At 61.0% G+C, this 18119-nt stretch carries 15 protein-coding genes; all 15 read left to right on the top strand.

Translation table 11 applies throughout. The features are described from left to right. The first annotated feature begins 31 nt into the window (after nucleotides 1–31). The 15 genes from V8Z65_RS15015 to V8Z65_RS14945 all read left to right on the top strand — a co-directional run bounded on the left by V8Z65_RS15015 (nucleotide 32) and on the right by V8Z65_RS14945 (nucleotide 18107). On the top strand, nucleotides 32–949 hold the full coding sequence (locus tag V8Z65_RS15015; RefSeq protein ID WP_338720963.1) for a helix-turn-helix domain-containing protein: 918 nt from the start codon (nucleotides 32–34) through the stop codon (nucleotides 947–949). Between the two features lie 307 nt (nucleotides 950–1256). Beyond that, nucleotides 1257–2549 (top strand): extracellular solute-binding protein, encoded by a 1293-nt coding sequence (locus tag V8Z65_RS15010; protein WP_338720962.1) that lies wholly within the window; start codon nucleotides 1257–1259, stop codon nucleotides 2547–2549. Then, nucleotides 2549–3511, top strand: a complete 963-nt coding sequence (locus V8Z65_RS15005; protein ID WP_338720961.1) for a sugar ABC transporter permease — start codon at nucleotides 2549–2551, stop codon at nucleotides 3509–3511. Before V8Z65_RS15010 ends, V8Z65_RS15005 begins: the two co-directional genes overlap by 1 nt. Further along, the gene (locus tag V8Z65_RS15000) at nucleotides 3508–4329 is read left to right on the top strand and encodes a carbohydrate ABC transporter permease (protein WP_338720960.1); all 822 of its coding nucleotides are present in this window, start codon (nucleotides 3508–3510) and stop codon (nucleotides 4327–4329) included. The genes V8Z65_RS15005 and V8Z65_RS15000 overlap by 4 nt, the downstream gene beginning before the upstream one ends. A gap of 2 nt (nucleotides 4330–4331) precedes the next feature. Further along, on the top strand, nucleotides 4332–6350 hold the full coding sequence (locus V8Z65_RS14995; RefSeq protein ID WP_338720959.1) for an alpha-L-fucosidase: 2019 nt from the start codon (nucleotides 4332–4334) through the stop codon (nucleotides 6348–6350). A gap of 67 nt (nucleotides 6351–6417) precedes the next feature. Next, nucleotides 6418–7440: a LacI family DNA-binding transcriptional regulator gene (locus V8Z65_RS14990; protein WP_338720958.1), complete on the top strand. Its 1023-nt coding sequence runs from the start codon at nucleotides 6418–6420 to the stop codon at nucleotides 7438–7440. A gap of 15 nt (nucleotides 7441–7455) precedes the next feature. Continuing rightward, entirely contained in the window at nucleotides 7456–8457 is a 1002-nt protein-coding gene (locus V8Z65_RS14985; RefSeq protein ID WP_338720957.1) for an ABC transporter ATP-binding protein, read from the top strand. Nucleotides 8458–8462: 5 nt separating this feature from the next. Next, nucleotides 8463–10709, top strand: coding sequence for a glycoside hydrolase family 95 protein (locus tag V8Z65_RS14980; RefSeq protein ID WP_338720956.1), 2247 nt, complete (start codon nucleotides 8463–8465; stop codon nucleotides 10707–10709). A 24-nt stretch (nucleotides 10710–10733) separates the two neighbouring features. Next, nucleotides 10734–11744 (top strand): zinc-binding alcohol dehydrogenase family protein, encoded by a 1011-nt coding sequence (locus V8Z65_RS14975; protein ID WP_338720955.1) that lies wholly within the window; start codon nucleotides 10734–10736, stop codon nucleotides 11742–11744. Between the two features lie 170 nt (nucleotides 11745–11914). Further along, the gene (locus V8Z65_RS14970) at nucleotides 11915–12808 is read left to right on the top strand and encodes a LysR substrate-binding domain-containing protein (RefSeq protein WP_338720954.1); all 894 of its coding nucleotides are present in this window, start codon (nucleotides 11915–11917) and stop codon (nucleotides 12806–12808) included. An 86-nt stretch (nucleotides 12809–12894) separates the two neighbouring features. After that, nucleotides 12895–13914: an adenosine deaminase gene (gene add / locus V8Z65_RS14965; protein WP_338720953.1), complete on the top strand. Its 1020-nt coding sequence runs from the start codon at nucleotides 12895–12897 to the stop codon at nucleotides 13912–13914. Between the two features lie 84 nt (nucleotides 13915–13998). After that, nucleotides 13999–14985: a nucleoside hydrolase gene (locus tag V8Z65_RS14960; RefSeq protein WP_338720952.1), complete on the top strand. Its 987-nt coding sequence runs from the start codon at nucleotides 13999–14001 to the stop codon at nucleotides 14983–14985. 22 nt (nucleotides 14986–15007) lie between these two features. Continuing rightward, nucleotides 15008–16333 carry a sugar ABC transporter substrate-binding protein gene (locus V8Z65_RS14955; RefSeq protein WP_338720951.1) on the top strand — a complete coding sequence of 442 codons (1326 nt, stop codon included), beginning with the start codon at nucleotides 15008–15010 and terminating at the stop codon, nucleotides 16331–16333. A gap of 62 nt (nucleotides 16334–16395) precedes the next feature. Then, nucleotides 16396–17265: a sugar ABC transporter permease gene (locus V8Z65_RS14950; RefSeq protein WP_338720950.1), complete on the top strand. Its 870-nt coding sequence runs from the start codon at nucleotides 16396–16398 to the stop codon at nucleotides 17263–17265. Continuing rightward, a complete protein-coding gene (locus V8Z65_RS14945) occupies nucleotides 17262–18107 on the top strand; it encodes a carbohydrate ABC transporter permease (protein WP_338720949.1) in 846 nt (281 codons plus the stop codon). Before V8Z65_RS14950 ends, V8Z65_RS14945 begins: the two co-directional genes overlap by 4 nt. Nucleotides 18108–18119 lie beyond the last annotated feature (12 nt).

Below are 18119 nucleotides of genomic sequence, written 5' to 3'. Positions count from 1 at the left end.
AGGACTCGGGCACTGGCGGAGTGCCTCCCTCGTGCAACCGAGCTTTTCAATTGCCACATTTGCTGATGCGTCCGAGCAGGAGCGTGGGCTCAAGGACTGGCGTCAGCGCTATACGCAGATGGGCAGTGGGCGCTTTGACGGGAGTGTGACGCAGCTCGATTTTGGCCGGGTCAGTGTCAGCGAAGAGCGGCTCAATGTCAGCGTTGCCGAAACCACTTCTCCGCCGGTCGGCAAGGTGGTGTTGATCTTACCAGCTTCGGATCAAAGTCGGATCAATGGTGCGCCGCGGGAGGCGCCCGGTTTCCTGCATGCCGGCGGGCACGAGATCAGTGTGGTCACAGCGTCGCAAACGCAAGGCTATTACGTGACACTGGAGGCTGCTGACCTTCCCGGGCTCGACCTGCGGCGTACAGGACCTCTATGCAGCATTGAGGCTTATCCCGGCGCACATGAGCTCAGTGCATGGATTTCGTCGGTGCTGGCCACGGCGCCCGAGGGGCTGAGGCGGTCACCTCGCGAACTCGGCAAGGTGCTGCCGGGCTATATCGTCGACAGGGTCTCCGATCTTTGCGCGTTCCTTTCGGGCATGGAGCACAAGCAGTTGACGGAGACCTATGCGCAATCGGTTGTCCGGCGGGCGCGGCGCCATGTCGATGCAATGCCTCATTCGGAATTGAGCGTTGCGGCGCTGGTTCGCTCCATGGACTTGCCGGAGCATGTGGTGAGAAGCGCCTTCGTGCAGGCTGTGGGCGTGAGTCCGCGTATCTGGCTGCGCCATATCCGGTTGGACGGGGCGCGCCGCGCCATGCTGAACCCGGAAGACGCCCGGCGAGGTGTCGCGGAGATCGCCATGGAAAATGGCTTCTATCACCTGGGGCGCTTCGCCGCCTATTACACGCAAACCTTCCATGAATTGCCGATTGAAACGATCCGCAGCGTCATTGGATAGGGCGGTGCCGCCTGTCCTGGGATGGGGGTGTCTTTTGGCGCAGGGCGTTGCGCGCCCCTGATTTGATGTTGTTCGCCACCTGCGCCGATGGCTTGCCGGCTAATTGAAATGCGGCGTTAAGGCGCTGAAATTTCGTTGTATTTCAATGGTCTGGTTATGACCCTTCTACCGGGCGGCGTTCGTTTGCTCCCTGGGCGTCAGCGATTTGTCGACGGGCTCTTGCCATCTGCAACTAAGATGATAACGTTGTCATCTAGCTTGATAATCCGGTCACGATGAGCCGGGTCAGGCGGAGGAGGAGAACATCATGATCAAATTGTCGGGCGCCGTTGGGCGCCGTGCATTTTTGTCCGGCGTTGCGTTGTCGGCGCTCATGAGTGTGGGCGGCTCTGCCCTGGCGCAGGATGTCAGCGGAGAGCTGGTTATCCTGCAATGGCTGGGCGGCAGCGAAGGGGCGATGTGGACGCGTCTCGAGGAGGATTTTACCGAACGCAATCCTGGCGTGAGCATCCGGGAAGTCGGACTGACCGTTCAGGGTGATGCGCGCGGCCCGATGCGGACGGCACTTCTGGGTGGTGAGCGGGTCGATCTGATCATCAATACCTGGCCTGCCTTTCGCGCTGAACTGGCCGATGCCGGTATCATCACGCCGATTGATGACATTTGGACGGCGCAGAATTGGGATGAGGATCTGGGCGCTTCCTGGAAGGCTCTGAGCCAGACAGACGGGGTGACCTACGGCGTCACCTATACGTTCGGCGACCGGTCCGGCATCTGGTACAAGACCAGTCACCTCGAGGAAGCGGGGGTCGAGCCTCCCCAGACCTGGGAGGAATTCCTGGGCGCCATCGAGACGCTCAAGGGCGCGGGCTATGCCACGCCGGTGGCCATGCCGGCCAAATATTGGGCGCATGGCGAGTGGTTCGAAAACCTTCTCTTGCGGGTTGGCGGCGTCGAGGCGGCCAGCAAGCTCGCCTCGCGCGAGATCCCCTGGACCGACGAGGTGGTCAAGCAGACGCTGCGTAAATATGCCGAAATGCTCAATGCGGGGTGCTGCGGCACGCCCGAGCAGATGTTTGCGGGCGATTGGGACTATGCGGCCGATCAGATTTTCACCGCCGACAATGCAAATTTTCTGCTTATCGGCATGTGGATGAATGGTCGGGCCATCAATGAATATGGCCTTGAGGAAGGTGTCGATTACTCGCTCTTCCAGTTCCCCGCGCTTGGAATGGGGCATGACGACACGGCAAGCGTGGACGCCAAGGAAGTGGTACTGACCGCAAATAGCGCTAATCCGGATGCGGCGGTGGCCTTTATGGACTATCTGCTTAGCCCGGAAGCGACCGAGATCCTGGCCGAATATGGCTATGCATCGCCCAGCAACAATGCCGATACAAGCCTGCTTGGGCCGGTCCAGCAGGTAGCGACGGCCGCCGTTGCGGACTCCAATGTCCAGTTCGTTCTGGGCGACCTGCTGCCGGGCGACCTGGTCGATGAATACCGGGTGCAATTGCAGCGGTTTTTGCAGGATCCTTCCGAGGAGACGATCGACGCGGTTACCGCAGCGATCGAAGCCAAGGCAATGGAAGTCTATTGATGGCCGCGCCCGTCGTTTCGGCGGCGACGGTGTCAAGCGCGGGACACTCCCTGCCTGGCGGGCGGCGCAAGCTGCCCGCCCATGGCAGGCGGCGTCTGGGTGATGTCACCGCGGCCGCCATATTGCTGGTTCCGGTGCTGATCCTGTTCGGCGTCTCGGTCATCTATCCGTTGATCGATACGATCCGGCTGAGTTTTTTCGACATCAAGGGATTGGGCAAGCCGGTCTTTATCGGTCTTGGCAATTATGTGCGGCTGTTTATCGATCCGGCCTTCCGCAACACGCTGGTGACCACGCTGGTCTTTACCTTGTCCACGACCGCCATTTCGGTATCGATCGGCTGGGCCGTGGCGATGTTGTGCAATTTCGCGCCGCGCCAAACGACGATTTTCCGGCTGATGATCTTTACCGCCTTCGGCGTCTCGGAGGCCGTGGTGGGCTATATGTGGATCAGCATATTCCGGCCCGATGCGGCGGGCCTGCTTAACAGCTTCATTTCGCTGTTTGGCTTGCCCGGCTTCGCCCATCCCTGGCTCGGCGATCCGAACACGGCGCTATGGGCTATTGTCGCCTCGGCGGCCTGGGGCGGGGTCGGACTGCCGCTCATGCTGTGTTTTGCCGCCGTACAGTCCATTCCGCGCACGGTGCTCGAGGCCGCTTATATGGATGGTGCCAAGCCACTGGCCGTCATGCGGCATATTTTGATGCCGCTCTCGATGCCCGGCGTGCGCGTGGCCGTGTTCATCAATCTGCTCGGCGCGCTCAGGGCCTTCGACATCATTTTCGTGATGACCGGTGGCGGGCCGGTCCGGGCCACCGAAACGGTCGGCTATTTCATGTACCGCGAATCCATGACGCAGTTCAAACTCGGCTATGGCGCTGCCGCCACGGTGGTCCTGCTCATTGCGGTTCTGGTCATTTCCATCCCCGCCATCATTCAGCGTACGGCAGGTGCCAAATGATCGGGAAGACACCGCATTGGACGATTGCGATCGTGGGCGTCATCGCCTTCATCTGGATTATTCCGATTCTGGGTATCGTAGTGACCTCGGTCAGGCCGCCGCAGGATGTCACGCTGGGATGGTGGCGGCTCGATACAGTGCGCTTCACCCTCGATGCCTGGTTCCGGGTCTGGGATGAATATCCATTGGCGCGGGCCTTCGTGACCACGGCGCAGCTGGCATTTACCGCCACGCTGGCGACCATGTTGCTGACCCCGGCCGCCGCCTATGCATTTCATTTCCTCAAATTCCCGTTCCGGCGCCTCTTGCTGATCATCATTATCAACGCCTTTGTGTTGCCGCAGCAGGTGGTGATCATTCCGCTGTTCCAGCTCTGGCGGGATCTGGGCCTGCTCGACAATTTTGCATCGGTGCTGATCCCCTATGTGGGGCTGAGCTTTGCCTGGTCGATTTTCCTGGTGAAGAATTTCCTCGAGGATTTTCCCAAGGAATTGGTGGAAGCGGGCAGAATAGACGGTTGCGGGCCGCTGCGCATTTTCTGGCATATTGTCCTGCCCAACAGCCTGTCGCCCATCTTTGCGGTGGCCATCCTGCAGTTCTTGTGGACGTGGAACGCGCTGTTGCTGCCCATGCTCTATCTGCGGACCGATGTGCCGCTGCCGGTGCTCCTGACACGGGTCGCGGGAACCTATGAACTCAACTGGGATCTGCGTTCGGTGGCCGCGATTGTCACGACCATCGTGCCGCTCCTGGTCTTCCTGATTTTTCAACGCCAGTTCGCCGTCGGTTCAGAGACGCGGACCGGCGCCAAGGAGTAGTCATGCCTGAAACCAATAAGCCCCTTCGCTATCGGCAAATCCATCTCGATTTCCACACGTCCGAGCATATTCCGGATGTGGGGGCGGCTTTCGACGCCAATGACTTCGTGTCCACTTTCAAATCGGCGCAGGTGGATAGCGTCACCGTCTTTGCCAAATGCCATCACGGCTGGTCCTACTACCCCACCAATGTCGGCGCGCCGCATCCCAATCTGGCCCGGCCCAATCTACTGGGAGACATGGTTACCGCGCTTAAGGCGGCCGATATCGAAAGCCCGATCTATATCTCGGTCCAATGGGATGAGCGCAATGCGCGCCTCCATCCTGAATGGCGCGTGCGATCGGGCGCTCCAAGCCGCCTCGACCCGCATCAGCTGCAGGCGGGCTGGCATACGCTTTGCCTTAATCACAAAGCCTATCGGGATGAGCTATTGCGACAGGCGCGCGAAGTGGTGCGCGCCTACGAACCGCCGGGCCTGTTTTTCGATATCGTCCTGGCGACCGACTGCGTTTGTCAGGCGTGCCTGGACAGCATGGCCGCCGATGGGCTTGATCCGGAAAATCCAAAGGACCGCCTGATCAATGATGAGCGGGTGAACGAGACGTTCCGGACCGAGATGAGCGCGGCGCTCAACGCGGAATTTCCCGAGCTGCGCATCTTCTACAATTGCGGCCACATCCATAAGCAGGGCCGAAAGCGCTTTGCGCCCTATAGCCACCTCGAACTCGAAAGCCTGCCGACCGGCGGCTGGGGCTATGATCATTTTCCAAGCTCGGCGCGCTATGCGGCAACGCTGGGCTTTGACTATGTAGCCCATACCGGCAAATTCCATACGTCATGGGGCGAGTTCGGGGGTTTCAAGCATCCGCATGCGCTCGACTATGAGGCTGCCCAAATGGTGGCGCTCGGGTCGAAATGCCTGGTCGGCGATCAATTGCATCCCAATGGGGCGATCAATCCCGATACCTATGCCTCCATTGCGCCGGCCTATGGGCGTGTGGCCAAGCTGGAGCCGTTCCTGGAAGGCGCTCGGCAGATTTCCGACATCGCCATTCTGTCGTCCGAGTTCTTCAATGCCGAGGGCGACCACAATGTCGCCGCCGATGACGGTGCGGCGCAGATGCTGCTCGAAATGCACCTGCCCTTCGACGTTGTCGACGGCCTTTCGGACTTCTCGCCCTATAAGGTCATTATCCTGCCCGACGACATTCCGGTCGGCGCCGAGCTCAAATCGCGGCTCGATCAGTTTTTGGGCCAGGGCGGGGCGCTGCTGCTATCGGGCAATTCGGGACGGGGCGAAGACGGGCAACTCTGCTTGCCGGCTGGTATACGGATTGCCGGCGAGGCGGCGTTCGATCCCACCTATATCCGGGCACGTCCGGGACTGGCCGAGACGCTGCCCCAAACCCCCTTTGTCGTCTATGGCAATGGATTGCGGCTTGAGACCGATGGGGCAGAGGTGCTGGCCGATATCGTGCCGCCCTATTTCAACAGAAACTATGCGCATTTTTGCTCACACCAGCACGCGCCGGACAATCCGGACGCGCCCGTAACCGGCCCGGCCGCAACGCTTCATGGTCGCGTGGGCTATATCGCTTTCCCGATTTTCTCGATCTATCACCGCATGGGGCAGCCGCTCTACCGCGAGCTGGTGCACGGCATGCTGCGGCGACTGATGCCACGACAGGTTCTCACGACCAGCCTTCCAACCTCCGGCCGAGCCAGCCTGACACACCAGGCTGAACAGAACCGCTATGTTCTGCATCTGCTCTATGGTCCGCCGCAGGTGCGCGGCAAAGCGGTGCCGCAGCGTGAGGGTACGCGCGTAATGGAGATGATCGAGGACGTTCCGGCCATTGGCCCGGTTACGGCCAGAGTTGCCTTGCCGCAGCGGCCGCGGCGCGCCTATGAGGCCCTGTCCGGCGCGCCGCTGGCGCTAACAGAGCTGGATGACGGTGGTGTCGGTATCGTGCTGGATCGCTTGCATATCCATGCAGCAATCGTCTTTGACTATGGCTAATGCCGGTCGCGCCGCCAGGCGCGCCGGCCGCAGCCAAATATCGGCCTAACATCAGGGGCAGGGCACAGTGTCCGAGACGACCAAGAAGCAAGCAACCATTACCGACGTCGCCCAAGTGGCCGGCGTCGCCATTGGCACGGTATCGCGCTATCTCAACGGCCTGCCGATCCGCAATTCGAACCGCGCGGTCATCGAAGAGGCCATCAACGATCTTGGTTATCGTCGCAATCTGGTGGCCGTGTCGATGAAACGGCAGACCACGCATATCGTTGGCATGATGGTGCCCGCGCTCAGCGAGTTCCATGCCGGCCTGCTCGACCAGCTGACCCGGCGCCTGAGGCCAACCGGGCGGGCCGTGGTGAGCTATTGCCACGACCTGGAAGCACGCTCGATCGAGGAGGGGCTGGAATTTTTCGCCTCCCACCGTGTCGATGCCGTTGTCATGGATGGGTTGGCTATAGCGGATCGAACGCTTGAACGCCACGTGGCGGACGGCCTTACGGTCGTGCTCTATGACAACGATGTGCCAGGATTGTCGGCCGATCGCGTGTTCACGACCAATCGCAAGTCCAGCGAGCGGGTGGTCCGGCATCTGGCCGAACTTGGTCACAAGCGCATCGCCATTATTGCGGGCCGGCGCGAGGATTCGGCCGGTCAGGAGCGTATCGAGGGCTATGAGGACGCCCTGCGCGCCCATGACCTGCCCTTGCGCCCGGACTATTACGGCGAGGGCTACTGGAATGAAGAAGGGGGCTATGCGGCCATGCGCGACCTGCTCAGCCTGCCCGAGCCGCCCACTGCCGTTTTCAGCGCCAACTACAATATGACCATGGGGGCATTGCGGTGGTTGCGCGAAAACGACGTTGAAGTGCCGCGCGATCTCTCGCTTGTCAGCTTCGACGATGTGCCGGCCTGGTCGATCCATCCCGCGGGCATTACCGCTGTGGGGCAATCGAGCGAAAAACTGGCCGACGCCATTGCCTCGGTCCTGCTGGAGCGTCTGGGCAATAGCCAACAGGCGGGCCGCCGTACGCTGCGCATCGACGCCAACATTATTCTAAGGGGCTCTGCCCGCAACCCAGCCCTCTAGTTTTGGAGCACAAGCATGGCCAGCGTTAGGCTTGACAATGTCAGCAAATCCTACGGCGCGGTGGAGGTCATAAACGACCTGAACCTGACCATCGACGACGGCGCTTTCACGGTATTTGTCGGCCCCTCCGGCTGCGGCAAGTCGACCTTGTTGCGCATGATTGCGGGGCTCGAACCGATTACGCGCGGAACCTTGCTAATCGATGATGCGCGCATGAACGATGCCGACCCGATAGAGCGCGGTGTCGCCATGGTGTTCCAGAACTATGCGCTCTATCCGCATATGAGCGTTGAGCAGAATATCGGCTTTTCTCTGCGCATGGCCGGGCTTGGCAAGCAGGAGATCAGCGAGCGCGTGGCGCGCGCGGCCAAGACGCTCCAGATCGAGCAATTGCTCAAGCGCAAGCCGGCTCAGCTTTCCGGCGGCCAGCGCCAGCGCGTTGCTATCGGTCGGGCCATCGTGCGGGATCCCGAAGTGTTTCTGTTCGACGAACCGCTCTCGAACCTGGATGCCGAGCTGCGCGTTTCCATGCGCGTCGAGATCGCCAAGCTGCACAATCAGCTCGGCTCCACGATGATCTATGTCACGCATGACCAAACCGAGGCTATGACCCTGGCCGACAAGATCGTGGTTATGCGTGATGGCAAGATCGAGCAGGCGGGCACTCCCGAGGAGCTCTATGAGGATCCGGACAATCAGTTCGTCGCCGGGTTTATCGGATCGCCCCGCATGAATTTTATCGCCAGTCCGACCGACAGCACGGTGGTCCTTGGCGTTCGACCGGAACATTTTCAACTGGGTGCCGGCGAACTGAACTTTGTGCTCAAGGTCGATGTTGTTGAGAATCTGGGGGGCACACGCTACCTCTACGGCGCGACCGGCGAGGGGGATTCGCTGGTGGTCGAAGCCAGAGACGGCGCGGGAATCAAGGCCGGCGACACGGTCGACATCAGCGTCCCACTCAGGCGGGTCTATCAGTTTGGCGCCGATGGTCGGCGGATTCGGCATCAGGGTTGAGTTCCATGCGTGATTTGGAGTTGTGGTATCGGTCGCCTGCCAGCGACTGGACCGAGGCATTGCCGCTGGGGAATGGCCGGCTGGGTGCGATGGTCTTTGGTGGTGTTGCTCGCGAAGAGCTGCAACTGAACGAGGCCACCTTGTGGACCGGTGGGCCATATCAACCCACAAACGAGCAGGCCCTGCCGCATCTCGCTCGGGTTCGGGAGCTGATTTTCGCCGGACGCTATGCGGAGGCGCAGGCCCTGGCCGATCAAACGATGATGGCGCAGCCGCTCACGCAGATGACCTACCAGCCGGCGGGCAATTTGTTCATCGAGTCGCGTCCCGAGGCTGCACCAGGCACCTACCGCCGCAGTCTCGACCTCAACACCGCCATTGCGAGCAGCAGCTATGGTTTGCTTGGCTGGGAGCAAGGGAACGATATTGTCAGGGTGCGGCGGGAAAGCTTTGTTTCGGCTGCCGATGACGTGCTGGTTTCACGGCTACAGGCCAGCCGCGAAGGCGCGTTGACCTTTGAAGTGTGGCTCGACAGTCCCCAACCCGGGGACTGGCGCGATGGCGATGGCAACTGGCTGAGCTATTTCGGCACCAATACCGGCCTTCAAGGCATTGAAGGCCGTCTGACATTCGGTATCGACGTTCAGGTCAGGATCGAGGGCGGGACGATTGCGCGACGCGGGCGGCGGATCGTGGTCGAAGATGCCGACGCCGCAACCATCCTTGTGGATATCGCAACGTCCTTCCGCCGCTTCAATGATGTTTCAGGCGATCCCGAAGCGTTGCTTGCCGGACGGCGCGCGGCCATTTCTGAGAAGAGCTATGACCAGTTGAAGGCCGATCACATCGCCCGACACCAGCATGCGTTCGGCCGCTTGCATCTGGACCTTGGCGAAGGCCGCGACGAGGCGCCGACCGACGAGCGAATTCGTCGCTTTTCCGAGGGCGGAGACGCCGCTCTGGCGGCCCTTTATGTGCAATATGGCCGCTATCTGATGCTCTCTTCCAGCCGGCCCGGCGGGCAGGCAGCCAATCTTCAGGGCATCTGGAACAAGGAAACCCGGCCGCCCTGGGGCAGCAAGTTCACGTCCAATATCAATCTTGAAATGAACTATTGGTTGCCCGATCCGGCCAATCTTGGGGAATGCTTCGAGCCCTTGATCAGCATGGTCGAGGACCTGACCGTCACCGGGGCGGAAATGGCCCAACGCCATTATGGCGCCCGCGGCTGGGTCCTGCATCATAACACCGACATCTGGCGCGCCACCGGCCCGGTCGATGGCGCCGAATGGGGGCTGTGGCCTACCGGGGGCGCCTGGCTATGCGCGCAATTGTGGGATCACGCGGTCTTTGCGGGCTGTCCCGAACCGCTGGTTCGCCGCCTGCTGCCGCTTTTCGAAGGCGCCGTCCGGTTTATTCTTGATATCCTCCAGCCGCTGCCCGGTACGGATTATCTGGTGACGGTCCCCTCGATTTCGCCCGAAAATCTGCATCCTTTCGGGGCTTCGCTATGCGCCGGTCCCACCATGGACAACCAGATCCTGCGCGATCTGTTCGATGCCTATATTGCGGCATGCGAACAGCTCGGTAGCGGCGGTGAGCTTGTGGCGCAAGCGGCTGCAGCGCGGGCGCGGATCATGCCCGACCAGATCGGCAAGGCCGGGCAGTTGCAGGAATGGAAGGATGATTGGGACATGGACGTCCCCGAAATCCACCATAGGCACGTTTCCCACCTTTATGGGCTTTATCCGAGCCTGCAGATCAACACGTCCACTCCGGAACTGGCAGCGGCGGCGCGCAAATCCCTCGAAATCAGGGGCGACAACGCGACCGGATGGGGTATCGGCTGGCGCATCAATCTGTGGGCGCGCCTTCGCGACGGCGACCATGCCCACGATGTGCTGGCGCTGCTGCTGCACCCAAAACGCAGTTACCCAAACCTGTTCGATGCCCATCCGCCGTTCCAGATTGACGGCAATTTCGGCGGTGCGGCCGGTATTCTCGAGATGCTGGTACAATCGCGGTCTGGTATGGTAGATGTCCTGCCCGCGGTCCCCTCCGGCTGGACCAGCGGCACACTCAAGGGTGTCCGGGTGCGTGGCGGGATGGAGATCGATCTGGATTGGCGTGATGGACGCCCGCAGCAGGTAAGGGTGCGGGCAAATCGCGACCAGTCCGTTGACATCCGCTGGGGACAGCAGGTCCAGCGCATTGACGTTCGCGCCGGTGCAGAAGTGTCCGTGTCTTTTTAGGCGAGCGAAACGAAAGCAAAGCTTATGACTGCCAATGCCGCTCTTGTCGTTGTCAATCCGGGTCAGTTGGTCCTTGAGGATCGCGATATCCCCGTCGCCAGTGAGGGGGAGGTCCTGGTTGCGCCGCTCCGCTCCGGCATTTGTGGCACCGATTATCACATCTACGGTGGCAATCAGCCTTTCCTCAGCTATCCGCGGGTGATGGGCCACGAATTGGCGGTGAAGGTGCTGGAGGCGCCTCCGGATAGCGGCATCGAGATTGGTGAGACCTATGTGGTCAACCCTTATGTCGCCTGCGGCACCTGCCGGGCCTGCCGCAAGGGCAAGCCCAATTGCTGCACCCGCATCGCGGTTTTGGGCGTGCACCGGGACGGGGGCATGACGAAAAGACTGACCCTGCCGGCCCGCAATCTGGTGCCGTCCGAGGGACTGTCTGCCGATGAATGCGCCATGGTGGAATTTCTTGCCATCGGAGCCCATGCCGTGCGCCGCGCCGCCGTCAACGCCGAGGACGAGGTGCTGGTGGTGGGCGCGGGACCCATTGGCCTGGGCGTGGCGCGTTTCGCGGCCCTGGCCGGTGCAGCTGTGACCCTGATCGACCGTGATCAGTCGCGACTCGACATGGCGCGGAAGTTGATACCGGGTTGCAAGGCGGTTCTGGCCGCGCAAATGGATGCAAAGTCGCCCGAAGCCGCTGAGGCCTTCGACGTTGTCTTCGATGCCACTGGCAACCGGGAGTCGATTGAGACCGGGTTCGGCTATGTCGCCCATGGCGGACGCTACTGCCTCGTGAGCGTGGTGAAAGGCGACATTACTTTCGTCGACGCCGATTTCCATCGCAAGGAAATGACGCTGATAGGCAGCCGCAATGCCCTGGCGCCCGATTTCAAGCAGGTCATTGGCGCCATCAAGGCCGGCCATATCAGCTCGCGTGACTGGATCACCCATCGCACCACATTGGCTGGCGCTGTTGACGATTTGCCTTTGTGGGCCAAGGATCGCAGCCAATTGGTCAAGGCAATCATCGAAATCTAGCCGCCACGCCCACATTGCGTTTTCTCGTCGCCGTCGGCGAGGGGGCGCTATCCCCGCGATGCCGATGGATGATTTGGGCACCATGCGCGGTCCCGAGCTGCTGCTATTGGGCCATGGCTTTTCGCATGCGTGGACTTGTCATAGCCTAGATCGGCAATGCGGGGGTTCTGGTGACGGATATTTTGGACCATCTAGGCGCCCTGCGCGTCTTCGAGGCTGTCGCCAGGCTTGGGTCTGTGCGCAATGCCGCCGCCGAGTTGTCGGTGACTGATGGCGCCGTCTCCAAGCAATTGCGCCAGCTCGAGGCGGTACTGGATATCGAGCTGTTCATCCGCGGACATCGCAAGCTGATCCTGACCGAGGAAGCCGCCAAACTTTCGTTGACGCTGGGAGATTCCTTTCAGGCCATCGTGCGGGCGGCCGATAATCTCAAGCGTGCCGCCCGCCGCAGTGCCATCAATATTGCCGCACCCGGTACGTTCCTGGTGCGCTGGCTCCTCCCGCGGCTGCCCTCGCTGGAAGCCCGCATCAAAGGTACCGAGATCAATCTTATTTCCTGGAACAAGGACCTTCTGGCCTCGGATCGGTCGATCGATATCCATATTGTCGTTGGCAAGGACAACGACATGCCCGGCCTTAGCCGTGAGCGCCTGGGGCCAGAGACGTTCGGGCCTGTTGTCCGCGCGGCGGATATGCCCGATGACCCGACCGCGGTCCTGTCGATGCGAAGACTTGGCACGAGCTGGCCGACCGCGATGTGGCGAAACTGGTCGGCGGAAAGCGGCCACGCGGTCCCGGACGATGACGTCTTGCGCTTCGAGCGGCTGCTCTTTGCCATAGAGGCCGCGGAGGCCGGCATGGGCGTTGCATTAGCGCCGGGCCCGTCCGTCTGGGATGCGCTGGCGAGCGGGCGGCTACGCGCGCCGCTTGGGCTTCATGCACGTGACGGAAGCTGGTTCATGGTTTGGCGCACCGATCAGTCGACCGGATTGCATATGTCGATCCTGCGATGGTTTCAAAAGGAATTTGAAAGGTCCGAGGCCGCGGCTTTGGCAGTCAAGTGAGATATTCTCAACCGACAATACTGCAATTCGATTGAACGGGACGGGTCGGTGCAACACCTTTCTTCCAGCACAAGAAAGGCACCTGCATGCTGCGCCCTGACAGTCGATTTCAGTCCTATCCCAAAATCGAGCTGCATCTGCACCTTGACTGTTCCGTCACCTGGACTGCGTTGCAGCGCCTTGGGACGACGCTGACGCGGGACCAGTATCTTTCCCAGTTCGTCGCGCCGGAAGAATGCACCTCTCTCAAGCAATATCTCGACGCTATCGCGCCATCCTGCGCGCTGCTGCAGACCACCGGCGCCTTGCGAATCGCGACGGCAGAACTGATCGCCGAACTGGATCAGGATGGGGTCATTTATGCGGAGCTGCGGTTTGCGCCACAAACCCATTTGAGCGACGGTCTGACGCTTGACGAGGTCATGGAAGCGGTCGTGGCCGGTGTTGCCGAAGGCAAGTCCGGGCGGGCGATCGACGTCGGGCTCATCCTGTGTGCCCTGAGGGACTATTCTGCCGAACAGAACCTTGCCGTCATCGATCTGGCACATCGCTGGACAGACCGGGGTGTTGTCGGCGTCGATATTGCCGGCGACGAGGCGGGGCATGCTCTGGCGCCCAATTACGTGGTCTTTGAGCGTGCCCATGCGCTGGGACTTAACATCACCGCCCATGCCGGTGAGGCGGCCGGAGCGGACAGCGTCGCCGAGGTCCTGACCCATCTCAATCCGCAGCGTATCGGCCATGGGGTGAGGTGTCTCGAAAATGACGATGTGGTGCAGATGCTCAAGGAGCGCGGCACCCATCTCGAGGTTTGCCCTTCGAGCAATGTTCAGGTTGGCGTCTGTGCCGATTTTGCCAGCCATCCCATCGATACTTTGTCGCGGCGGGGCCTGTCCCTTGGCGTCAACACCGACGCCCGAACTGTCGCGCCTATTTCCCTGTCGCTGGAATATGAACGGCTCGAAGCGGCCTTTGGCTGGGGCAGGGGAGAGTTCCTGGCCCACAATCTGGAAGCGGCGCGCAATGCCTTTCAACCGCAGTCGGTCCGGGATGCGCTGTGTCGTCAGCTCGTTGCCGCCTGGCAGGCCGAGAATTCGATCAGTTGAGTTTTTCTCCACTGAATGCCGAAAGCGTCGATTTTTTGTCTCGGCGGGATCGCCCAGACTGGCGACACGAACAGGACGATCTGTATGCCCAAACACCGCGTTATCATTGATTGTGACCCCGGCCACGACGACTTCGCTGCCCTGGCCTTGGCCGCATCGGCCCCGGAAATCCACGTCGAGGCGATTATTGCGGTCAATGGCAATGCGCCGCTCCGGCATACGGCCGACAATGCGCTGGCCATAGCAGCGGCGCTTGATTTGGATTGCCCGGTTTTCGCCGGCGCCGAGCTGGCCTTGCATCACCGATATGCATATCCGACCGCGTTCCATGGCCGTACCGGCCTAGATTCCAAGGGCGCAACGCTGCCGCCGCACAATCGTGTGCTGGCCGAGGGCCATGGCGCGCTGGAAATCATCCGGCGGGTGCGGAGCGCTCCGGGGGAGATCACCCTTGTCGCTCTGGGGCCCATGACCACAATTGCCCTGGCCCTGTCGCTCGATCCGGGCATTGCGCCGCTGGTGCGTGAACTGGTGTTCATGGGCGGCGGGATCGATGGCGGCAATGTCACCGCGCAGGCCGAATTCAACATCTGGGCCGATCCCGATGCCGCTGCAATCGTCCTGCGCTCGGGCATGCGCGTCATCATGTTCGGGCTGAATGTCACAAACCGCGCCTGGATTTCCATGGCCGAGCTGGAGACACTCAATTTCGGGATCGAAGCGCCAAATCCGGTTGCAGACATTCTCCAGTTCTATGCCCAGGGTTCAGGCGATGTGCGCTTGGGCCGAACGCCCGGCCCGGCGCTGCACGACCCGTGCCCGATCGCCTGGCTCATTGATCCGGACCTGTTTGAAATAGAGACCTTGCCGCTGACCGTGTGCTGCGTGCCGGGAGACTATTATGGCGCAACATCCACGGATCGCCGTGCCTGGCGCGATCCCGATCTTCCTCAAATCGGCGTTGCCGTCGATATCGACCGCGACGGTTTTGCCGGGCGGCTGATGCCCGCGCTCAAGGCTGCCGCCGGCACCATTGCCGGCCAGGTTCGAACCCTCAACCCGACAAACTGAACCAGCACAATTGGAGATAGGAATGAAAATCAGGACCGCATTTGCGACATCTGTCGTCGCGTTCTTGGCTGCCACAGGGACGGCACAGGCCAGCACCACCCTGACCATTCTCATGCTTGAAGGGCTCGACAAGGGGGCAATGGAAGCGGTGGCGGACGCCTATATGGCCGCCCATCCAGACGTCACCGTCGAAATCCAGGCCCTGCCCTGGGGGCAGTTCTTCCAGGTCTCCGATCTGCGCCTGCGGTCGGGAGACGAGAATATCGACCTGATCTACACCGATGCGCCGGTCGTGGCGTCCTACGCCGCCAATGGCTATATCGCGCCATTCGGCGCTGAAATTGAGGCCCAGGCTCGCGAGACGCTGGTTGCCTCCGCAGGTCAGGCCGGCACCTTCGAGGGAGAGCTCTATGCCCTGCCGATGAACTCCTCGGCCCAGGTGCTCTATTACAATATCGACCTTTTGACCGAGGCTGGCATTGAGCCGCCGGCGGGATTGACGGCCGATGGCCAGGCGAGCGCCGACGACATTCAGGCCATGGCCACCGAGGGGCGCTGGACCTGGGAACGGCTTGTCGAAGCGGCAAACGCAGTCACGAAAACCGAGGATGGACGCACCCAGACCTGGGGCTTCGCCTTTGAGCAATTCGGTGAGCTCTATCAGTTGCAGCCGCTCGGTGCCTCGCTGGGCGGCGCCATCATTTCGGACGACACCATGACCGCTGCCGACTATCTCGATGGCGATGCCTGGCGGCAGGCTGCCAATTGGTGGTCCGGCCTGTTCAATGTCGACGAGGTCAGCCCGCGCGCCCTGGGCTTTGGCGAAGCGACCCAGATGTTCGTCAACGGCCAATTGGCCATGTTTGTCGGCGGCACCTGGAATGTGCCCGCCATTGCCGAAAGCGACATCAATTTCGGCATTGCGCCGCATCCGCGTTTTGCCGAAGGCGCGGCGGTCACCCCGACCGGGAGCTGGTATCTCGGCGTTCACGCTGCCTCGCCGGACGCAGAGGCGGCAACCGATTTTGCAACCTTCGCGACCCTGTCAGCGGAAGGCACTGGGATCTGGTTCGACAATCTCAATCAATTGCCCACGACCCTGGCACTGCTCGAAGCGATTGATACTGACCCGGCCTATGACGCGTTTCCCGGCAGCGTGATGCGGCTTTCGGCCTGGGAATCGCGCAATACGGCGCAGCCCCGCCCGGTGACCGTGGCCTTCAGCCAGCTCCAGGATGCCTTCCGCACCGCCTTCGTTGACATTGCCAATGGCGTGGATGTCGATGAAGCGCTGGTCACGGCGGTGGACGCCTATGACGAGGCCGCCCGGCGCCTCAATCGCCAGTAATTGCTCTAGCATCCGCCCCGACCTTTCTTGGCTTGGGGCGGGCTCTGACCGGAGACAGGACCATGAAAAGGCTGACGATACCGCTGGCGCCTATTGCGCTCCTGCCGGCGCTGCTCGGCCTGGCCCTGTTCCGGGTCTATCCGATCGTCCTGGCGGTTTTTGAAAGCCTGTTTTCAACCTTCCGCGGCGAGCGGCTGTTTGTCGGCTTCGAGAACTACATATTGCTGCTGACCGATAACGGCTTCTGGCAGTCGCTTTGGGTCACGCTGTGGTTCAATCTGATCATCAATCCCCTGCAGGTGGCGCTCGCCTTGCTGCTGGCGCTGATGTTCGTGCAGAAGGTGCCCTTTATCGGCATTTTCCGATTTCTGTTCCTGATCCCTATCGGTGTGTCCTTGCCGGTCGCGGTCATCATCTGGCGCATCATGCTGCTGCCGGATGGCCTGCTGAACGGCTTTCTGGGCGCGCTGGGACTGCCGCCACTGCGCTTTCTGACCAGTCCCGAGCTGGCGCTTTATTCGATTATCGCCATCGCGACGTGGAAGGGCATCAGCTATTGGATGATTTTCATCATCGGTGGGCTGCAGAACATCTCGCCCGAAATTCATGAGGCGGCGCGGCTGGAAGGCGCCTCGAGCTGGCAGCGCCTGTGGCTCGTGACCCTGCCATTGCTCAAGCCGACCCTGCTTTTCGTATTGGTGGCCGATGTCACCATCAATTTCCTGCTCTTTGCGCCCATCTTCATGCTCACCAATGGCGGGCCGCGCAATTCGACCAATGTTCTGATGTACGAAGCCTATAAGTCAGGGTTCGTCTTTGGCGATATGGGACGGGCCATGGCCATTGTGGTGATCCTTGTGGCGCTGCTGCTGGTCATTGTCGGCCTGCAGTTCTGGCTGTTGTCTGGGCGCCGCCAAGGAGCCGCATCATGAATTGGCTGCGCTCATCCCAGATGCGCAAGGGGCTGATCTATCTGGCTCTGGCCGTCAGCGCCGTGGTGTTCATTATGCCGCTATGGTGGGCGATCATCTCGTCATTGCGTCCCAATGATGCGATCTTTCGAGACCTGTTTCCGTTCTCGCCGCGTGCCTTCCTGCCCGAGCCGCTGACGGTTGAAGCCTATTTCGGCATTTTCGAGCGCGGCTTTGGCACGATCATCTGGAATACGCTGATGGTTGCGGGGCTGACGACGGCCTTTGGCCTGGTGGTCAATGGGTTGGCCGGCTATGCCTTTGCCGTCTTTAACTTTCCGGCCAAAAACACGATTCTGGCGATTGTGGTGGTCAGCTTCATGTTGCCTTTTGAGGCGATTGCCATGCCACTTTATGGCGTCGTTCAACAATTGGGGTGGATCGACAATGTGGCCGCGCTGATTGTGCCCTCTGTCGCCAATGGGCTGGCCGTTTTCCTGTTCTATCAATTCTTCCGGCAGGTCCCCAAAGACTATTACGAGGCCGCGCGGCTTGAAGGGGCAGGGCCCCTCCGCATCCTGTGGAGCGTCTATGTTCCACTTTCCATGCCCACCTGTATCAGCGCCGGGCTGATGTTGTTCATCTTCCAATGGGAAGCGTTTCTCTGGCCGCTGCTGGCCATGCCTGCCCAGGAATTCAAGGTCATTCAGGTGGGGATGGCGAGCTTCCAGGAACAATATACGACGGCCTGGAACGAATTGTTCGGCGTTGCCGTCATCACCGCACTCATCCCCATCGTTTTGCTGCTGCCCCTGCAGCGCTACTATGTCCAGGGCCTTGCCGGCTCGGGTCTTAAGGGGTGATCCGAAGGGACA

Source organism: Devosia sp. XK-2, from assembly GCF_037113415.1.
Taxonomy (GTDB): Bacteria; Pseudomonadota; Alphaproteobacteria; order Rhizobiales; family Devosiaceae; genus Devosia.
Note: the sequence above shows the minus strand (reverse complement) of the source record. Positions and strands in the feature narration are given on the sequence as shown.